This window comes from Paenibacillus sp. V4I3, from assembly GCF_030817215.1.
GTDB lineage: Bacteria > Bacillota > Bacilli > Paenibacillales > NBRC-103111 > Paenibacillus_E.
Genome location: NZ_JAUSZA010000001.1, coordinates 1,633,211 through 1,650,769 on the forward strand (window position 1 = coordinate 1,633,211; position 17,559 = coordinate 1,650,769).

Consider the following 17,559-nt stretch of genomic DNA (forward strand, 5'->3'; position numbering starts at 1 on the left):
GAAGGAGGAGTAACCGATGGACAAGTTTAAAAATGTTAAAAAAACACTGCTAACTATACTCATGTTTATTATAGGCATATTGTTCATGTCTCCCTTCTTATGGATGATATCCGCATCTATGAAGCCGGAAGCAGATGTGTTTATATATCCCATTCAGTGGATCCCGAAGCATTGGAATTTGATTGAAAATTATAAGACGGTGTGGTCGACGAAGTTCTCCCTTTATTACTGGAATTCTATCAAGGTTTCCGTCTTAACTACGGCGCTTTCCGTCCTGCTTTCCGCCATGGCAGCCTATGCCTTCTCGAAGATCAAGTTTCGCGGCCGTCATGTACTCTTTATTCTCGTCCTGGCGATCTATATGATTCCCAGTCAAGCGATTCTCGTTCCACAGTTTCTATTGTTCCGCTGGATGGGCTTGTTCGACAGTCACTTTGGCTTGATTTTGCTAGGCTCCTTCAGTGTTCTCGGTACTTTCATGCTTCGTCAGTTCTATATGGGCATTCATGAGGAGTTTATCGAGTCAGCGCGAATGGATGGTGCAGGTCATGTCCGAATTTTCTTCTCTATCTGTACACCGCTTGTACGTCCGGCGATCGCCACTTATGCGATTCTGCGTTTTATCTGGACTTGGAACGATTACCAGAACCCGCTCATTTTCTTAAGAACGAAAGATTTATTCACACTGCCTCTCGGCATCCGATCCTTTGCTGATTTAAATGGAGAGTTCTACTCACTCATCATGGCCGCTTCTGTATCGGCAATCGTACCTTTACTTATCATTTTTATCATTGGTCAAAAACAAGTTATCGAGGGAATCTCGATGGGTGGCGTTAAAGGTTAAGGGTAAAAGGTCAAAAAATGAGTGCATGAGGTTAAAATAGTGCCTCGTGTGCTCCATACAAGTTTGTTACGATCGATCATGTAAAGGTTTTCAAAATAACGAATACAACTTGGAGGGGTTCCTATGAAAAAGAGTTTATTAGTACTAAGCGGTGTCCTAGCGATCAGTACTGCACTTGCAGGCTGTGGCAAAGGAGATACACCAGCAGCGGATAATGGTAAGGATGCAGCAGCAACGGCGAAAGCTCCGGTTACAATTAAAGTACAAGGATGGTACACCGAAGTTCAAGGGAATTGGAACGCGACAGTTGAAGCTTATAATAAAACACACCCGAACGTAAAAGTCGTATATGAAAACATGTCTGAAAAGGGTGATTCCCAAGAAGGCATGAAAAAGTTAGACCTATTAGCAGCTTCCGGTGAGCAAATGGACGTTGTTTTGTATTCCAGTGCACCTGAATTCGCTCAACGCGTAGGAGCAGGTATCTTGGAACCGCTTGATGAATATTTGAAGAAAGATAACATTGTTGTCAAAGATGAATATAAGCTTGACCCGATCGTAAACGGCAAATATTATGCACTGCCAGGTAAAATGGCTGAATGGTTCGTTCTATTGAACAAGGATAAGTTGGATGAAGCGAAGCTGCCAGTACCAACCGAGTGGACTTGGAATGATTATGCAGAGTATGCTAAGAAATTGACGAAGGGTGAAGGGGCAGCAAAGTCATACGGCTCCTACTTCCATACGTGGAAAGAATACGCGGAATTAGCACTAAACAACGACATGGATAACGCTTACCTTGTGAAACCGGATGGTACACAGAACATCGATAATCCGAAGGTTCGTTTCTCCCTAGACTTACGTAACAAAATGGAAAACATAGATAAAACATCCGTTCCTTTCTTTGAAGTTGTCTCGCAGAAAATGGCTTACCGCGATGTATTTTATAGCGGAAAAACAGCAATGTTAGCAACGGGTAACTGGATGGTAGGAGAACTATCACAAAATGCGAAGTTTAAAACCGTTTTTGCTCCATATCCGAAGTACGACGCGAAAGATGAAAACGGACTAACGATTGGTGGCGCAGACTTCGTTGGTGTTGCAGCTAATTCCAAGAATAAGCAAGCGGCATATGACTTTGTGAAATGGTATACGACGGAAGGAATCCAAACACAGGGTCTGTTCTTCTCAAGTTGGAAGAAAGCCGATATTGCCAAGAATGTAGACGCGATTCTGAAAAGCGGTAAACCTGAACAAGCCGCTCTGATCGATAAGGATTCATTGCTGGCTACGTTGAAAGTGAATAAAGCAACGAAGCTTTTAATTCCTCCGACATATGCGCTGCAACAAGAGAAAGAATTCTTAACACAAGTTGAGCTTTTCTTAACAGGCAAGCAGGATCTGGAGAAAACGATTCAGATGGCAAAAACGAAAATTGAAGATATCCGTAAGAGCAATGCCAAGTAGTTATTAACCAACAAGTGCACCATTCCTGATATAATTGAAAGAGGAGGCCTAGGGCTCCTCTTTTTCCCATTTCATCGATTCAACCGAAAGGCAGGAGAGTGCAGTGCCGAGCTGGCTTCGTACCTTATCACTACGCAATAAATTGGTGCTGACGATTCTGATTTGTCTCGTTCTTCCTTCAATCGCTTCCATGAACGTCTCCAGTTTGCTAACACGGGATGCAGTAAGGTCGCAAGTGGCAGATAACTCGCAGGAATCGATGCGGATCGTCAATCAGATTGTTAACGGACAAATGAAAAATATGCTTTATGTGATGAATTTCATTCAATTTGATGAGGATCTGCAGCCTTCCATTCGGGAATTAGGCCGGGCAAATGACCTAACGGATAAAGGCGATGTCTTGGCTTATAAGCAAACGATAATCAAGAGAATATCAACGGTCATCAACTCTTTTGGTAATTTGTACGTCACAGTGCTTTTGCCCAATGGAGAGTATGTTGCTTCGTATTCAACCTTTGCTTTTAACCCGAACGAATTCCTGCAAAAAAGTTGGTTTAACGATGTGGAGAAGATATCCGGTTATAATGTCAAATGGATAGGAGCTGAAACCAATTATAGTCAAGCAACCAATCAACCTTATTTATTGGCGGCAGCAAAACCGCTTCGTATCAATGGATTAACGTACGGTTATGTGGTTGTTGGAATGGAATTAAGCACAATCCAACAGTTATTTGATCAATATAAAAACAATGAATCGATGGTCATTGTTGACGGTCAGGGGCGTATTCTGGTCGATAAAGACTCCAGCACAATCGGTAAATCATTTCCTTACTATAATCAGCTCCCTGCGCAGGATGGATCCTCGTTTGTGAAGGTAGATGGAGAAGATTATATCTTGCATAGCACCCATTTAACATCTGAATGGAAGCTTGTTAATATGAGTCCTTATAAAAGCGCTGCCCACAAAATTGAGTCGTTCCGAAAGACTGATTTTCTGATTCAGTTATTCTTTTTAATTCTATTCGCTGTTGTGCTCCTTTATATGGTACGCACGCTTACGAAACCGATTGCGCGGCTTGTCCAAACCGTAGTCCGAATTGAATCGGGTCAACTGAGTGAGCGATCCAACATCAGCGGGGGGGACGAAGTAGGGCGGCTTGGATATGTTTTCGACCGAATGATTGACCGTATTGAACGGATGTTAGAAGAGAACCGCCGTGAACAAGAATTAAAGCGTAAGGCAGAGTTAGCCATGCTGCAGGCGCAAATAAATCCGCATTTTCTATTTAATGTACTCAATTCGATCCGACTGAAAATCATGATGAAGGGTGATTCTGAGAATGCGGAGCTGATCAGTTCATTGTCATCACTGTTACGGATGACGATCAACCGCAACAATGAATACATTTCGCTGCATGAGGAGATTGAGATTAACGAACATTATATTCGACTATTAAATTCTCGGCACGGTGATCGGGTACATCTGCGGATTTCAGCGGCTTCAGACACCCTTCTTTTTGAAATACCTAGGTTTTTATTACAACCGCTTATTGAGAACGCTTATATACATGGGCTTAAAAGTAAGGCAGGGGATATTACCATAGCCTCGAGGATTTGTGAGGATGGTAGGCTGCAGGTGGAAGTTAGAGATTCGGGGGTAGGGATGCCTCCTGAACGTCTAGCTGCACTTCGCAATCATTTAGATGTCGTTCCTACCCAACAATCTGAAGAAACAAGCAGCCCATCCTTGTCAGGCATAGGTCTTCACAATGTATTTGAACGACTTCGTTTAATATATGGTCATCGTTTCGATTATGAAATCGAAAGCGGGCCAGATCAGGGAACGCAGATTGTGCTGCGCTTTCCTCAACAGGCAGGAAAGGAGGGTTAACCATGTACTCCGTTATGATTGTGGATGATGATTTACCTGTGCTTGAGTTTCTGAAGACTTCAATTAAGTGGGCAGAATTAGGGTATACGTTGACAGGCGCTTACGAGAATCCACTAGATGCGCTCGAAGCAGGACGCCAGGAAAAGACGGATGTGCTTATCAGCGATATTGGCATGCCTGGCATGAATGGACTGGAGCTCATTGGGCATCTTCGTGAGGCTCATCCTCACGTGAAGGCCGTCATATTATCTTGTCACGATGATTTTCACTTTGCGCAAACAGCGATGAAGCTATCGGTGAGCGAATATATCTTGAAGGAAACGATGAACGTTGGCAACATTTCCGAGTTGCTGGGAAGGCTGAAGGAACAATTGGACGCGGAGGTCCAAGTATTGTCGAAGAGTCGCAAGCTCGAGAAAGAGGCTTATCAACACCGCGGAGCGTCTAAGCGTCAATTTATCCGCAGTACGGTGAATGAGCCCTTATTTGATGCTGAAGAGTGGACTTTGAAAGCTGAAGGATTCGGTATTCGACTTGGAAAACAAGGCGTACTTCCGGTCTTTGGTTATGCGAATCGTGTGAAGGAGGCGGATAATCGTTTTCAATCCAAGGATCTGTTTGAATATACCATCCAGAATATTGTTGAAGAGCTGCTTGTCGATCAGAAGGAGACAGCACTTTTCACTTACGATACAGGAGAATTTGTTTTGTTGTTTCCTCATTACTCGGAGCTTCACGTCAACAACAGCCAGAAGGTGGAGCAGACATTAAAGCAACTGCAAAGCAGCTTGCAGCAATACTCGAAGCTATCCTTCACCTTTCTAACGGGAAGCCCAGTCAAAGATGCGCGATCTTTGAAAGATCAATTGATTCGTATGGTCGAAGGGAAGAATCTACGATTTTATTTGCCGGAGTCATCTATTATTAAATTGGGTCATGTCAGAGATGGATTCGGGGACGGAGGGTTGCTGTTAGCGCAGTACTCTGAAGCACTAGATGAGTTTCGGAGTGTCGTTTTCGATGAGCGATTGGATATGATCGACGTGTTTGTCTCGAAGTGGATAGATTTTATCCAATATAACCGATTTCGCCCGATGGAAGTAAAGGAATGGCTGCTGAAGATGATTCTCGACGTGCGGATGCGGCTCAAGTCGCTTCAGCATTATCAGTCAACCTTTTCTTCGGAGCTCTTGCATCATGATGTTCATGAATTATCATCAATTCGTGAGTTTGAGCTGTGGCTCAAAGACTACCTTCAGCAGGCCATTCAATGGGCAGGTCAGGTGTATCACGAGTCTCACAACCGTGAAATTCTAGAGTGTCAACGTTTTGTATACAATCATCTACATATGAAAATTTCCCTCGAAGATGCTGCCACTCATCTGCATCTGCATCCAAGCTATTTAAGCCGATTGTTCAAACGGGAAACCGGGGAGAATTTCATTGAATACGTCACACGGCTGAAGATGGAGAAAGCGAAGGAGCTCTTGGAAATCACAGACAAGAGCATCGAACAAATTTCCGATTCGTTAGGCTACGAGAATAAGAATTATTTCGGTAAGTTGTTCAAAGCGCATACGGGGTTTGTGCCGAATGCTTACCGAGGACAAACGAAAGCGAATCAGCCGTCTTAACTGTTGTAACCAGAATTTCTTGAGGGATGTCGATGCTATTTGGATGGAAAACACCCGAAATCATGGGGAAGTGGAACGTAGACGCGCTATTTCGCATTTTTTGCCTCCGAATCGTTCACAATGCTGTAATAGCGCATATTTTCCGAAATAACGGATCGTCGTTCCGTTAACTAAAGGTCGGGTGACTTTCCTTGCCCATAATTTGCTTAAAAAAAGCAGAGGCATACAAAAAATGAGGACAGTTGGGCAGGCAGGTATAACCTGCCGTTCAGCTGTCTTTTCAATTTTAGGGAATGCCCGAAAGCGATTGCAAGTCAACTAAAATGATATTCATGAACAATCAAGCTCGAGTGATAGTGAAGTTCGCATAGGTAGCTTATTAAACGATTGTACATCTGCACAAACTTCCTTATCTTTACAAAAAAATATCACTTTTCTCTTTTAAATCATGGTAAAATTTAGAAGTATTATTGGGCTTGTCTGTCCATAAAGCCTCGGCTTATGAAGAAATGTTTTGACTCAGCAAATGCTAAGGAGGAATTGTAATGAGTAGGCTACCAGGATGGAAAGCAAAACTTTTTAAAACAACACTCGCCTTAACAATCGCGTTGCCGTTTCAAGTGTTGGCCACAAGCAGCTGGCAAGCTGTTATGGCGGAAGGACCGAGTGATCCGGCTCCATTCATTGAAGCCAAAGTTGTGAATGAAAACGCAGGCAAGAAGGTGCTTTTCGACAATACGCATGAACAAACCGCTGGAGCGGCTGATTGGGTTATTGATGGCGCTTTCTCCGATTTCGCCAATGCTTTAGCGAATAATGGTTATTATGTAAAAGAGCTGCGCAAAACGACACCAATTACTTTGAGTGACTTGAGCGGTTACGATGTATTCGTCGTTGCAGAATCGAATGTTCCCTATAAGACGAGTGAGCAGGCTGCGTTGGAGCAATATGTGCAGGGAGGCGGCAGTATCTTCTTCATCGGAGATCACTACAATGCAGACCGTAACAAGAACCGTTGGGACGGTTCGGAAGTATTCAATGGCTACCGCAGAGGCGCATGGACGAACCCAGCTAGCGGCATGAACGCAGAGGAGAGCGCTTCGTCATCCATGCAGGATGTAGCTAGTTCGGATTGGTTGGCCACGCAGTTCGGTTTGCGTTTCCGCTATAATGCTTTGGGTGATATTACGGCGAATCAAATTGTTGCGCCAGAGCAAGCTTTCGGGATTACCAGCGGCGTTTCGACAGTGGCTATGCATGCGGGTTCAACATTAGCCATTCTCGACCCGACGAAGGCGAAGGGGATTGTGTACCTGCCGCAAACGAGTGATGCTTGGGCAAATGCAGTTGATCAAGGTGTATATAACGGAGGCGGTATTGCCGAAGGTCCTTATGTGGCTGTTGCTAAAGCGGGTGCAGGAAAGGCTGGATTTATCGGCGATTCCTCACCGGTTGAAGATGCGACACCGAAATATGTCCGCGAGGATACAGGTGCGAAGAAGACGACCTATGACGGTTTTAAAGAGCAGAATGATGGTGTGCTGCTTGTAAATATGGTGAACTGGCTCTCGAAGAAAGAAAGCTATACAAGCTTATCTCAGGTTAGCGGCTTACAGTTGGATCAACCGACAGCGCTGCTGCCTTTTGAAGATCCGGCTGCGTCAACGGAACCACAGCCAGAGCCTTGGGCTGCGCCAAACGCAGGCTACAAATGGTATGACCGCAGCACATTTAAACCGGGCTCATACGGCGGACCTACGGCAACAGCTAGCGCAGCTTACAGCTTTGTGCATCAAGCAACACTACCCAATGCAGTGGACTTCCCAGTACGGGTAGTTGTGGATAACCTTCCTGCGTCTACGACTGTAGCGGGGTTCAGTGTGGGTATTTATTTGGTTAGCGGGGGCGCTCAAATTGCCATGATTCAAAATTCAGACGGCACATGGCCTGCTGCATACGGGTACAGCTCCACGTTTAGCGTGACCTCAGATATTAACGGACATGCTTCAAAAGATTTGAAGGTTCGAATTAAGCCGGGAACGACAGCTGCGGCCAACTTGAGGCTGCGTCAAAACGGAACGAACCTGAAGACCGAAGCCGTTACACTTGGCAACGTTCCGGCTGAACCGTTACCGGAAGAGCAGAATCCGATTCCGGCGAAGATCACCGTCGCTGAAGCACGGGGGAAAGCTGCAGGAACACTGGTGACAGTGGAAGGCGTTGTAATTACGGAGCCAGGATCTTTTGGCGGACAATCTTTTTACTTGCAGGATGCTACCGGCGGTCTGTATGTGTTCCAGAGCTTGAGTGGATTCCATCTTGGAGATACCGTGAAGGTAACTGCTTCGACAGCGCTATTTAACACAGAGCTTGAGTTGACGGATCCGGTGGAAATTGCCAAAACAGGGGTCGCTGTTGTACCTACACCTGTGGTTGTAACAGCTGTAACTTACGAGAATCAAGGTCAATTGGTTGAGCTTAGCAATGTGACGATTAGCAATATCATCAGCGCTTCACCGACTGGTTCTTTTGAATTTGATGCGGTTAGCGGAGCGGTAAGCAATCATGTTCGGGTTGATGCACGTACTGGATTAACACAAAGTACGTTCCCATACCAGGCAGGTCAAACCGTGAATATCAAAGGTGTGGCTGCCATTTTCAAAGGTGTATTCCAGTTGAAACCAAGAGGTTCGGGCGATTTCACCGTAGTGGCTGACACAGTGGCACCTGTGACGACGGCGGCATTGTCGGGTGCTCCAAATAGCGAGGGCTGGTTTAAAGAAGATGTGACGATTACCTTAACGGCTATGGATGAATCAGCTGGTTCGGTGGGGACCGAATACAGTATCAATGGTGGGACAGCAGCTGCTTACGTTGCATCCATTGTCATTCAAAACGAAGGTACGAATATGATCGGATATTTCTCTACAGATGCCGCAGGGAATGTGGAAGCGGCGAAATCTTTGCAAGTGAAATTAGATAAAACAGCGCCTGTTGCTGTTTTGACGGAGTCCGGCCACACTGTGACGGATGTGACAGATGCGGATGCGCTGAGATTTGATTTGAACAGTACAGATGCACACTCTGGTGTGGCTGCACAGACGTTGACTTTGGATGGCGCTGTGATTAACAGCGGTCAAACCATTGCTGCGGGAAGTCTAGCATTAGGTGCACATACGGTGCAATACAGTGTAGTGGATGTTGCGGGCAATTTGGTGCAATCGACACAAACCTTCAACGTGAGTGCGAGTGTTACGTTCAGTCAAGCTACCCTAGCTGCTGACGCGGTGTCTCTGAAACCGGGTGAAACCACGGCTACTCATCTTACTGGTACATTAAGCAACGGAGCGCCTGCTGATCTTAGTGGTGCTGTAGTTGCCTACAACACAAGCAATGGAGCGGTAGTTACTGTAGATGCAGCAGGTAAAGTTGGCGCTTTGGCAGAAGGATCTGCACAAATTACAGCTGCTGTCACACTGAATGGAAAAACAGTACAAACCAACGCTGTGACTATTACGGTTGTGAAGCCGTTATCGGTTGGAGTGCCAGGTAAGCCAGTTTTATCAGATAACAGTGGTCATGCAACTGGATTAAAAGATGGTAACTATACAGTCACAATGAACATGTGGTGGGGGAATAACGGCTTCCTGTTCAAGCTGTACGAAAATGGCGTACTCATTAGTACGCAAACATTGACAGACGCGTCTCCAGCTGCGCAAGTGGCTAAAGTAGATGTTAAAGACAAAGCGAACGGCACTTACACCTATACAAGTGAACTTATTAATTCTTTCGGAACAACAGCCAGCAGCCCACTTGTGGTCAAGATTACAGACGCATCGCCAGGAAAACCGGTACTATCTCAAGATAATTGGGATGGAGATGGCAACTACAAGGTGACAATGAACATGTGGTGGGGCACCAACGCTACCGAGTATCGCCTATTCGAAAATGGCATCTTGATCGAAACTAAGAGCTTGAACGCAGCTTCTCCAAGTGCTCAAAGCGCTGTGTCGACGATTGCCGGCAGAGCCATTGGCGTGTATGAGTACCGCAGCGAATTGGTCAATGCGGGTGGCATTACCTCGAGCGAGAAGATTACGGTGAAAGTAACGAAGTAAGAGATGACGTTCTGGAAAAGGGCCTTTAACGACTCCAGCTGGAGTTGTTGGAGGTTCTTTTTTTGTCTGGTTTTCAGCTTTGTAAAAGTTACCTACTAGACAAAACCACATCTCGATGGTAGCGTAAATTTACTACGAATGAAAGTTTGTGATACGTGATGTCCAATCCTATTGCTTCCCAAGCGAGACTAACTGTAAGTCGTTCAAACCGTTTATGGATTGTGCTCGTGCTCGGTTCACTGGCCTCTTTCGGTCCGCTCTCGCTCGATATGTACTTACCCGCGCTGCCTGTGCTCGCGAATGATCTTCATACCACGACCTCGCTGGCACAAATGAGTTTAACTGCCTGCATGCTCGGCCTATCGATCGGCCAGCTCATCGCCGGTTCGGTGAGCGATGTGCGCGGAAGGCGAATGCCACTGCTGATCGGGCTCGTTATTTATGCGATTTCCTCGGTCCTATGCATGTTCTCGCCAACGATATGGGTATTTCTGGGTCTGCGTTTCGTTCAAGGCATGGCTGGCGCAGCTGGCATCGTCATCTCTCGTGCGATTGTTCGTGATATGTATGAAGGTGTGGAGCTGACGAAATTTTTTGCACTTTTAATGTTGGTCAATGGGGCTGCGCCTATACTTGCTCCCATCGTAGGTGGTCAAATTTTGCAGTTCACCTCGTGGCGTGGCGTATTCCTTGTTTTAAGCTTGATCGGGGTGGTTATGCTCTTTGCTACTGTGCTCAGCTTGAAGGAAACACACCCGCCAGAGCGTCGTTCCAAAGGCGGTCTCACCAATACGTTGCGAACGTTTGGCGGCCTGCTCACAGACCGTATGTTCATGGGCTATACGTTAACGCAAGGGCTCGTTTTTGCCGGCATGTTCGCCTATATATCGGGTTCCCCGTTCGTGCTGCAGGATATTTTCGGCGTTTCCCCGCAAATGTTCAGTCTTTGCTTCGCGATTAACGGTCTGGGTGTTATCATAGCCGGTCAAATCACAGGCAAGCTAGCAGGCAAAGTAAGCAATTATCGATTACTAGCAGGTGGGCTTGCCATTGCCGCTTTCGGCGGCTTGTTACTGTTCATTTCTACCCTTATCGGGGCAGGGTTATATGCGATTTTGGCGGCTTTTTTCTTTATCGTTTCTAGCGTAGGACCTGTCTCTGTAGCTACTTCCTCCCTAGCTCTTCAAAATCAAGGGAAAACAGCGGGCAGCGCCGCAGCATTGTTAGGTTTGCTTTCTTTTATCATAGGAGGCCTAGTTGCTCCGTTGGTCGGTATTAGCGGGAGCCAAACCGCGATTCCATTAGGCATCATCATAGCCGTGATGGAAATAGGAGCGATCCTATGTTTTATTTTACTTACCCGTAAAAAGGCAGCGGCACACTAGAAAATTAAATAAAGGTTGCCTCTTTCGATCTTACTAAGACCGGAGGGGCAACCTTTTCATATACATAGGGGAATTCTGTTTGACATAGAAGGTGAAATATTACTTTTCTTCAGGCCGTTTCATCGTTGAGGCTTGTGCAGCCCTGTTTTCAAACGATTACGCCATTTGAGAAGGAGAAAAAGAGCCACCGCAATACACAACCCAATCAAGGTGTAAATCAAAAACTTTTCAACCCACATAAAAATGATAAGCCACTGATCACCGAAAAGGTATCCGATTCCGAAAAATACAACCACCCATAAAGCTGAGCCTGTGAAGGCGAATAAAGCAAAAATTCGGTATGGAACGCGGATGATGCCTACAAAATAAAAGATAAATTGCCTGATTCCCGGTATGAAATAACTGAAAAGCAGCAATTTGTTTCCGTACTTTGCGTAATATTCTCTAGATTTCTGAAGATGTGCAGGTTTCAAAAACAGAAGTTTTCCATAACGTTCAATCAGAGGCGTGCCCAGTTTATATCCGATCCAATAGGTAATCGTCATGCCTATTATAGTTCCGACCCAGGCCGCAACCATGGCTAAGAACCAATGAAGCACCCCTTTATAAACTAAAAAACCCGTATACGTCATCGTCGTATTTCCTGGAGGAATTGGAAGCGCAATAGCGTCCAATGGCAGACCGATCAACAATACCCAATAGCCATATTGTGCAAATAATTGTTCAATTAGTCCCATAAACTTCATGACATATGCACTCCTTGTAACCGAGAAAGAGAATATTAGTAATAGATGTTTGCTTTAGTATACTACTTCAAGTAAAGCCACGAACCGTTTGAAAGTCAAGTTTTGACCAAGACCTAAGTCTAGTTATCGATGTTTAGAGAGACGATAGATAAAACCATAACAATAAATAAAGGTTGCCGCTTTCGATCATAAAAGACCGAAGGGAGCAACCTTTTTCTCGCATTAGGCGATTTCTTTTTGATAAAGAATCACATTGAAACCATCAATAACGGCAGGGCCTTGCAAAATATAACCGTTTTTCTCAAAAAGCTTCTGAGCGCCGATTTGATTGGATAGTGTATCTAAAATTAGCTGCTTCATACCGAGTTCTTTGGCTCTTTGCTCCAAACGGTCTAAGAGCATTTGACCATAGCCTTTTTGCTGAAAGCTGGGATGTACGCGTAATCGTTTGATTTCGGCCTTGTTGTTATCGAGGATTTTTAAACCTCCCATGGCAAAAACGGTGCCATTCTCACCTGTACCTACCAGAAATTCCCCGCCTGATTGCAAATATTGCTCATCAATATGTAGGATATCGTGATAGTGCTGATGAGTAGGTTCTACTTTCGCTTCCGAGATGACTAATAAATGAATTCTCCAAACATCGTCATGATCTAGCGTAGAATAGCGTCGAATTTGTATCATAGAATCTCTCCTCTTTGTTTTGCTATAAATGTAATATAAACTAACGCATGGTTGATAACAAATCACGTTTTTTTATATGAAATCATAGAAAAACAAATAAATGCGAGTAAAACATAACATGTACATTACATTAATTAAGAGATATCAATACAAAACACGCCATAAGTAAAAAGTTGCGTAAGCTTCCCAACCACTCCATCCTTCAGCAAGCTGTCGAATATGAGGAAGAGTCGGTTTCTGTTCTAAACCAAGCACATGCTTCAGAGCATTGTGCAAACCAACGTCGGCAAGAGGGAAAGCAGCGGGGTTCCGCAAGCAGCGCATCAGTACATAATTGGCCGTCCACGGACCGATACCGCGAATATTTAACAGCTCTTTCTCCATATCGGCAAAATCGTTCCGACTCAGCAGCTCCTCTTTAACAAGCAGCCTCTCGGCCATCAACTTGGCAACGCCAATTAAGTATTCAGCCTTTTTACCCGTGAACTGTAAAGCAGTCAAGGCATCAGGTGTGAGCTCGGTGATTCGCTCTGGTGTAGGAAATGCCCAGTACGTCCGTCCTTCCCAGTCTAGCTGTGTGCCGAAGGCTTCAACAAGACGTCTTTTGAGCGTATAGGCAAAAGTCAGGTTGATTTGCTGTCCGATAATGCCCCAGCTCATCGCCTCGAATAGATCTGGAATCCCCATCAGGCGCAGCCCATAAAAGTCCTGTGTGACTTGCTTCAGCAGCGGATCACCCTTGGCTAACTCGTAGAACGGTGTAAGTTCGGTGCCGAGGTCAAACCATTCCCACACATAACGAGCCACGTCTTCACGAAGGGAGGGGGTGAGGGTACCGTCGGTACTATGGAGTAGTTGAATGCGCAGCCGGGAATTATCCTCACTGTTGACAGCGATTAGCACGTGATTATCCCCAACCTGAACAAGCTTGTAAATAGCTAAGTTATCCACATGGAATAGGCACTCATTGGTTGATCGGGATAGGTAACCGAGATTTTGCTCATAACGAAAAGGATCGGGAAGCGGAAGTATGAGAGAGCTCGTCTGTTCGCACCATTTTAGGATAGAAGGGTCAAAGGGTTGAAGATGTGGCATGTTAAATTCTCCTCTTATCTGATAAAGTTTCTTCCTCTATTATCACTGATAGCGGCTTTCGTAATCTTGCTTTCTCATCTTCCTTCCCTTACAAGAGCAGCATAGTTTGGTTATACTGAAGTTAGTAGGGAGATGGAGCTGAGAGGAGCGGTAGTCATGCAAGAACGGTTTTGGAAAGCGATTGTTGCGAATGATGCGGCTTATGATGGTACGTTTTATTATGCGGTGACGACAACTGGGATCTTCTGCAGGCCGTCCTGCAAATCAAGGCTGCCAAAGAAGGAGAATGTCCGGATTTTTGGGAACCGCCAAGCGGCTTTCTCGGAAAATTACCGTCCTTGCAAAAGGTGCAGACCAGACGGCGTGAGACTGCCAGATGAAGAATGGGTGTCGCTTATGGCGGCTCACATCGAAGAACGTTATGCCGAATCGCTGACGCTGACAACCCTGGCAGATCACTTTTATGCGAGCGTGTATCATCTCCAAAGGACTTTCAAACGCGTGCAGGGCGTCTCGCCTCTAACCTATCTGCAACAAGTGCGTATCGAAGCCGCCAAACGGCTGCTTCTAGAGACGAGTGCTCCTGTGAATGCGATTGGTGTTCAAGTGGGGATTCCGAATGCGGCACATTTTGCCACGATGTTTCAAAAAAAGACCGGTTTTTCGCCAACGGAATTCCGTCAAATAAAATTAATTTAAACATAACCGAGGAGGGTTCGAAGATGCAAACTGTGCGGGTGAAGTCCGAGTCGCAAACCATGCAGGCGAAGTCAGAGATGCAAACCAAGCAGGCGAAGTCAGAGATGCAAACTAAACCGACCAAGTCGATCTTTTGGGGAATTGTTCGTTTACTGGAGAATAACTTTTTAATGGCGGCAACGGATGAGGGGCTTTGCTATTTGCAATTTCATGAGGCGGATCATACAGGTGGTGTAGATGAGGGTGCTTGGTTGGAATTAGTGAAATGGGCTCGTGCTCAGCTGCCTGAGCCTAACTGGGTAGAGGATACAGAGAAGCTGCAGCCCTATATCCATCAATTAGAGGAGTACTTGAAAGGACTACGCACGACATTTACATTGCCGTTGGATCTTCGTGGTACTACGTTTCAGCAGTCGGTGTGGCGTGTGCTTCATGAGATTCCACATGGGGAAACGTGTAGTTATTCACAGGTAGCCCAAGAGCTGGATAAAATAAGTGCAGTTAGGGCCGTAGGCACTGCCATTGGGGCTAACCCCGTGCTAATCGTGGTGCCGTGTCATCGCGTTGTGGGGAAGGATGGGTCGCTAACTGGCTATCGCGGTGGACTCCGGAACAAGGAGAAGCTGCTGCTGTTGGAGCGAGCAGGATTGTGACTCTGATCAGATGTGGCTGTATATAACTCTAATCCATTGGAGTTTGGAGACTGCCGATTGATTCAATATGTCTCTCACAACTGGTATTCAAAACTCCAAAATTTGATTTTAGAGTCATTAAGCTCGTGAGGAACGGGCGAATAGGGATTCATTCATTCAGCAACCTCAACCAAGCATAGTTGACGATTGATCCTTATTTAAGACACCTCAATCTAGAGCAGGATTGTTTATCAGATTTTTAATTTAGGGTTACTGATAATCGATTCTATTGGAGTATTGTATTTTATCCAATGTAATAGATGAAATTAGTTAATACGATATTTATGATATCCAAATATGTTCTCCGAAAGGGAAAATGGAGGTGAGTCTATGAAGGTTGACGTAAACCGGAAGACGGTGAAGCAGCTGCTCACGAAAGCGAGCGGCTTTCTTAAGGGGTACACACACACGCTAAACCCTTATACCGGCTGTGCTTTTGCCTGTTCCTACTGCTACGTGAGGCAGATGCCGGTCGCATTATTCCGCAGCGATTTATGGGGCGGTTGGGTCGATGTAAAAGAAAATGCGGCCGAGCTTCTAGCGAAGGAGCTGGCCAAAGCGAAGAGCAAAGGGCCGGTTACGATCTTCATGTCATCGGCAACGGATCCCTACCAGCCGATCGAACATAAGGAGCGAATCACCCGTTCGCTCCTTGAGGTGCTGTCCGCGAATCCGCCGGACTTCTTGTTCGTTCAGACCCGCAGCCCGCTCGTGACACGGGACGCGGATGTATTAAAGCTGCTCGGCGAACGTGTAAGAGTCAGCATGACGGTCGAGACCGACCGCGAGGATATACGCCGAGCGTTCACGCCGTCCGCGCCGCCGATTCCGGCGCGGCTAAATGCACTGCGCGAGCTCGCAGCTCGCGGCATTCCGGTGCAGGCCACGATAGCGCCAGCGCTGCCGAGCTCGGAGCATTTCGCCGAGCTGCTTGCGGGCATCGTGGATCGGGTGTGCATCGACGATTACTTCATGGGCGATGGCAGTGGGGGCAAGCGCACGGAACGCATCGGCGTGCGCGCTATCTATGACGCGCTGGAGCTGCCAGACTGGTACAGTCGGGATGCGTACGAGCGCGTGCGCGAACAGCTCCTGCGGCATTTTCCTCAGGAGCGTGTGTTTGTCAGCCAACAAGGTTTCCTGCCTTGATGGATATAACAAAGCCTCCTGCGGGATTTCCCGTGGAGGCTACTAGGCAAGCGCGCTAGTCCGCTTGCGCAAGCAGAGGCGTCAGCCCGGATTGACTGCGCATGCGTTGTTTAAATTCTTTGGGCGAGCATTGGTTATGACGCTTAAACAACTTGTAGAACTGCGCCATATTCAGTATGCCTACTTCAAAGCTTACTTCCATAATGCTGAGGTCGCCTGTAAGAAGGAGACGCTCGGCTTTTTTGATCCGCTTGTAATTAACGTAATCGACGAAGGATATCCCCATCACCTTTTTGAAATACTTAATAAAGTAATGATAGCTCAAATTGAGCACATTGCACATGTCTTCGACCGAAATCCGTTCGCTCAGATGCTCATCGATAAAATCTAGCGCCGGACGCACGCGAGAAATGCCGGAGTCCTCGGCAAGAGCTGAGAAATCTCGGTTGTCATTGCGCAGCATTAAAAGTAAGAGATTTTTGATCGCTGCACTGATCGCTAACTCGTACCCAATTTTGCGGGATTGCGACTCTTCGTAAATCTGCATGATGAGGTTGTAAGCAGCTTGCTTGACGGCCGTATTGCCTTTAAACAGCTCATTAAATTGCTCAAGTGGATGAGTCAGCTCTGAGAAACAGTGCAGGTAGGGCATGGTGCTAAGATCAAAATGCTGTTTTAGATCAATCTGGAAAACAATCTGTCGCAAGGCATCCGCTGAATGCTTATATGTTCGATGAGGCTGGGAAGAGCCCAAGACCATGACATCCCCAGGCGCCATCACCGTATAATCGTGCTTCGTCTGGATGCCGAGTTGACCTTCAATGACCACAAGAAATTCAACTTGCATATGTGAATGCCAACGCCAAGGAGTAGGAGGTCCGTACTGCTGGGTGTCAGAACTCATTTCCCAAATTTTCAAAAAGAGCAATGGGTTCTGATAAATGACTTCTTCATTTACAATCTCGGTGAAGGTGCTAGAGCTATGTATAGGGTCCATGGATATGTATACCTCACTACTATGAAAGACATTTTTGAATACGTAAAAAGTGGTGAAATGTAAGGATTATCAGTAATGAGTATATCATTGCTTGAAAGGGAAGGACACTATTGAATAAGAATTAGGCAGGATCTTGCCTTTATTTTCGGCGAGGGAGT

Annotated in this window: 13 protein-coding genes; 9 read left to right on the top strand and 4 right to left on the bottom strand. The window is 46.0% G+C overall.

Translation table 11 applies throughout. The annotated features are described in order from the left end of the window. Positions 1-16 precede the first annotated feature (16 nt). The 6 genes from QFZ77_RS07775 to QFZ77_RS07800 all read left to right on the top strand — a co-directional run bounded on the left by QFZ77_RS07775 (position 17) and on the right by QFZ77_RS07800 (position 11,339). Positions 17-844, top strand: coding sequence for a carbohydrate ABC transporter permease (locus tag QFZ77_RS07775; RefSeq protein ID WP_307438216.1), 828 nt, complete (start codon positions 17-19; stop codon positions 842-844). Between the two features lie 123 nt (positions 845-967). Continuing rightward, entirely contained in the window at positions 968-2,311 is a 1,344-nt protein-coding gene (locus tag QFZ77_RS07780; protein WP_307438218.1) for an ABC transporter substrate-binding protein, read from the top strand. Positions 2,312-2,414: 103 nt separating this feature from the next. Next, a complete protein-coding gene (locus QFZ77_RS07785; RefSeq protein ID WP_307438219.1) occupies positions 2,415-4,202 on the top strand; it encodes a cache domain-containing sensor histidine kinase in 1,788 nt (595 codons plus the stop codon). 2 nt (positions 4,203-4,204) lie between these two features. After that, positions 4,205-5,836, top strand: coding sequence for a response regulator transcription factor (locus QFZ77_RS07790; RefSeq protein ID WP_307438220.1), 1,632 nt, complete (start codon positions 4,205-4,207; stop codon positions 5,834-5,836). Positions 5,837-6,381: 545 nt separating this feature from the next. Continuing rightward, on the top strand, positions 6,382-9,954 hold the full coding sequence (locus QFZ77_RS07795; protein ID WP_307438222.1) for an OmpL47-type beta-barrel domain-containing protein: 3,573 nt from the start codon (positions 6,382-6,384) through the stop codon (positions 9,952-9,954). Between the two features lie 158 nt (positions 9,955-10,112). After that, entirely contained in the window at positions 10,113-11,339 is a 1,227-nt protein-coding gene (locus QFZ77_RS07800) for a multidrug effflux MFS transporter (protein ID WP_307438224.1), read from the top strand. A 119-nt stretch (positions 11,340-11,458) separates the two neighbouring features. On the opposite strand, the gene QFZ77_RS07805 is transcribed toward QFZ77_RS07800, so the two are convergent. The 3 genes from QFZ77_RS07805 to QFZ77_RS07815 form a co-directional block, all read right to left on the bottom strand. Then, a complete protein-coding gene (locus QFZ77_RS07805) occupies positions 11,459-12,085 on the bottom strand; it encodes a DedA family protein (protein WP_307438226.1) in 627 nt (208 codons plus the stop codon). A gap of 222 nt (positions 12,086-12,307) precedes the next feature. After that, positions 12,308-12,769, bottom strand: coding sequence for a GNAT family N-acetyltransferase (locus tag QFZ77_RS07810; protein WP_307438228.1), 462 nt, complete (start codon positions 12,767-12,769; stop codon positions 12,308-12,310). 144 nt (positions 12,770-12,913) lie between these two features. After that, the gene (locus QFZ77_RS07815) at positions 12,914-13,864 is read right to left on the bottom strand and encodes a DNA-3-methyladenine glycosylase family protein (protein WP_307438229.1); all 951 of its coding nucleotides are present in this window, start codon (positions 13,862-13,864) and stop codon (positions 12,914-12,916) included. Positions 13,865-14,020: 156 nt separating this feature from the next. Between QFZ77_RS07815 and QFZ77_RS07820 the strand changes: the two genes are divergently transcribed. From QFZ77_RS07820 to QFZ77_RS07830, 3 genes are all read left to right on the top strand, one after another. Continuing rightward, positions 14,021-14,563 carry a bifunctional transcriptional activator/DNA repair enzyme AdaA gene (locus QFZ77_RS07820; RefSeq protein WP_307438230.1) on the top strand — a complete coding sequence of 181 codons (543 nt, stop codon included), beginning with the start codon at positions 14,021-14,023 and terminating at the stop codon, positions 14,561-14,563. Between the two features lie 23 nt (positions 14,564-14,586). Next, positions 14,587-15,216: a methylated-DNA--[protein]-cysteine S-methyltransferase gene (locus QFZ77_RS07825; protein ID WP_307438232.1), complete on the top strand. Its 630-nt coding sequence runs from the start codon at positions 14,587-14,589 to the stop codon at positions 15,214-15,216. A 369-nt stretch (positions 15,217-15,585) separates the two neighbouring features. Next, the gene (locus QFZ77_RS07830) at positions 15,586-16,404 is read left to right on the top strand and encodes an SPL family radical SAM protein (protein ID WP_307438234.1); all 819 of its coding nucleotides are present in this window, start codon (positions 15,586-15,588) and stop codon (positions 16,402-16,404) included. A gap of 55 nt (positions 16,405-16,459) precedes the next feature. On the opposite strand, the gene QFZ77_RS07835 is transcribed toward QFZ77_RS07830, so the two are convergent. Then, positions 16,460-17,401, bottom strand: a complete 942-nt coding sequence (locus tag QFZ77_RS07835; protein WP_307438235.1) for a helix-turn-helix domain-containing protein — start codon at positions 17,399-17,401, stop codon at positions 16,460-16,462. Between the last annotated feature and the right edge of the window lie 158 nt (positions 17,402-17,559).